The organism is Mesorhizobium sp. M4A.F.Ca.ET.090.04.2.1 (assembly GCF_003999085.1).
Taxonomy (GTDB): Bacteria; Pseudomonadota; Alphaproteobacteria; order Rhizobiales; family Rhizobiaceae; genus Mesorhizobium.
The window spans coordinates 1-2,318 of sequence record NZ_RZOT01000718.1; the positions used below are offsets into that span (position 1 = coordinate 1).

4 protein-coding genes are annotated in these 2,318 nt (G+C 67.5%); 3 read left to right on the forward strand and 1 reads right to left on the reverse strand.

Going from position 1 to position 2,318, the window contains the following annotated elements; translation table 11 throughout:
• Both rsmI and EN781_RS30905 read left to right on the forward strand, forming a co-directional pair.
• The coding region (rsmI, locus tag EN781_RS30900) for a 16S rRNA (cytidine(1402)-2'-O)-methyltransferase (protein ID WP_127400651.1) at nucleotides 1–808 on the forward strand (808 nt) is incomplete at its 5' end.
• Nucleotides 801–1,178, forward strand: coding sequence for a YraN family protein (locus EN781_RS30905; protein WP_126057290.1), 378 nt, complete (start codon nucleotides 801–803; stop codon nucleotides 1,176–1,178). The genes rsmI and EN781_RS30905, both read left to right, overlap by 8 nt.
• Nucleotides 1,179–1,183: 5 nt before the next feature.
• Here EN781_RS30905 and EN781_RS30910 read toward each other — a convergent pair whose 3' ends face one another.
• A complete protein-coding gene (locus EN781_RS30910) occupies nucleotides 1,184–1,990 on the reverse strand; it encodes an undecaprenyl-diphosphate phosphatase (RefSeq protein ID WP_126057291.1) in 807 nt (268 codons plus the stop codon).
• A gap of 154 nt (nucleotides 1,991–2,144) precedes the next feature.
• On the opposite strand from EN781_RS30910, the gene EN781_RS30915 reads away from it, so the two are divergent.
• Nucleotides 2,145–2,318 (forward strand): glutathione S-transferase N-terminal domain-containing protein (locus EN781_RS30915; protein ID WP_189347949.1); only part of this gene is annotated, 174 nt, incomplete at its 3' end.

Sequence of the window (2,318 nt, forward strand, 5' to 3'; positions counted from 1 at the left end):
CGCCGACATCACGCTGCGCGCGCTGGAGACGCTGGCCGCCGCCGACATCGTCGCCTGCGAGGACACGCGCGTCTCGCGCGTGCTGCTCGAGCGCTACGGCATCCGCCGCCGCGCCACCGCCTATCACGAGCACAATGCCGGCGAGGCCGGGCCCAAGCTGATCGCGGCGCTCGAAGCCGGGCAGAGCGTGGCGCTGATCTCGGACGCCGGCACGCCGCTGATTTCGGATCCCGGCTACCGGCTGGTCGGCGAGGCGCTCGACCATGGCATCCGCGTCGTGCCCATTCCCGGTCCGTCGGCGGCGCTGGCGGCGCTGACCGCCTCCGGCCTGCCTTCGGACGCCTTCCTGTTCGCCGGTTTTTTGCCGGTGAAGACCGGCCAGCGGCTGACACGGCTGGAGGCGCTGAAAAGTGTGCCGGCGACGCTGATCTTCTTCGAATCGCCCAGGCGGCTGGCCGAGACGCTTGCGGCGATGGTCGAGGCGCTGGGCGGCGGACGTAAGGCGGCGATCGGCCGCGAGCTGACCAAGACCTTCGAGGAGATGCGCACGGGCACGCTCGACGCGCTTGCCGGCCATTACGCGGCGGCCGACACTCCGAAGGGCGAGATTGTGGTCTGCGTCGGCCCCGCCGAAGCGCAGGAGGACCAGCCGGCGGACATCGACCGTCTGCTGTTGTCGCTCGCCGCCGAGATGCCGGCCTCCAAGGCGGCGGCGGAAGCGGCAAAGATGACCGGCGGCCAGAAGCAGGCGCTCTACCGGCGGCTGCTCGAACTCAGGGGCGTCTCGGGAGGAGACAGCGGTGGCTAAGCGTCCGGCCGCCGGCCGCCTGAAAGCCTATCGGCGCGGCCATCGCGGCGAATGGCTGGCGGCGCTGGCGCTGATGCTGAAAGGCTACCGGATCCTGGCGCGCCGCCACCGCACGCGGCTCGGCGAGATCGACCTGATCGCCAGGCGCGGCGACCTGGTGCTGTTCGTCGAGGTCAAGGCGCGGCGTTCGCTGATGGAAGCGATGGAGGCGATCGCCCACGGTTCGGAGCGCCGCATCGAGGGCGCCGCCGACTTATGGCTGTCGCGCCAATCCGACTATGGCAGGCTCTCGGTGCGTTTCGACATGGTGGCGGTGCTGCCCTGGCGCTGGCCGGTGCATGTCGAGAACGCGTTTTATGGGCGGAATTGAGGGCCTCACCCCCAGATCATCAGCGCCACCAGCCCGAGCCCGCCGACCACAAGCCGCCACCAGCCGAACAGCGAATAGCCGTTGCGCGAGACGTAATCGAGCAGGAAGCGGACGACGAACAGCGCGGTGACGAAGGCGGCGACGAAGCCGATGGTGATGATCGGCAGGTCGGCCGAGGTCAGTACGTTACGGTTCTTGAACAGGTCGAAGGCGAAGGCGCCGACCATGGTCGGGATGGCGAGGAAGAAGGAGAATTCAGCCGCCGCGCGCTTGTCGACGCCGAGCAGCAGCGCGCCGACGATGGTCGAGCCGGAGCGCGAGGTGCCGGGGATCAGCGACAGGCACTGGAACAGGCCGATCTGCAGATAGAGCCGGGTCGGGAAACGTTCGACGTCGCGATAGACCGGCTTCAGGGCCAAGCGGTCGACCACGAGCAGGACCACGCCGCCGATGATCAGCATGATGCAGATCAGCCGCGGCGATTCGAACAGGATCGTCTTGATGAAGTCGTGCGCCAAGGCGCCGATGATGGCCGCCGGCAGGAAGGCGATGAGGATGCCGAGGGCGAAATGCCGCGTCAGCCGGTCATAGGGCAGTTCGGTGAGCATCTGCCACAGGCGTTTGAAATAGACGCTGAGGATGGCGAGGATGGCGCCTAGCTGGATCAGGATCTCGAAGGCCTTGCCGGTCGAATGGAAGCCGAGGAAATGGCCGGCGAGCAGGATATGGCCGGTCGAGGACACCGGAATGAACTCGGTCAGGCCCTCCAGCAGGCCGAGCAGCAGCGCTTCGACGATGGTCTGGCTATCCATGGCAACCTCGGAATTGTGGCTTGGGGAAGGGCTTGCTTGTCATGGCGCGGAAGTCCCCCTATAGGTCGCAGCACCCTGACGGTCCGCTTTGCGGGCGGCCAAGACTTACCGGCGCGGCCGGCGATTCGCCAGTGCGCCTTATTATCGCGGGACCATGCTGACGCTCTTCCACCACCCGATGTTCGCCACCTGCCGGTTCGTGCGCCTCGCCTTCGGCGAATATGGCGAGGAGCTGGCGCTGATCGAGGAAAAGCCGTGGACGCGGCGCAAGGAGTTTTTGGCGCTGAACCCGGCCGGCACGCTGCCGATCCTGCTCGCCGAAGGCGAC

What these genes read in the sequence shown, in the direction of transcription:
- EN781_RS30910 (WP_126057291.1), bottom strand. Translation starts at nt 1,990, where the DNA reads ATGGATAGCCAGACCATCGTCGAAGCGCTGCTGCTCGGCCTGCTGGAG.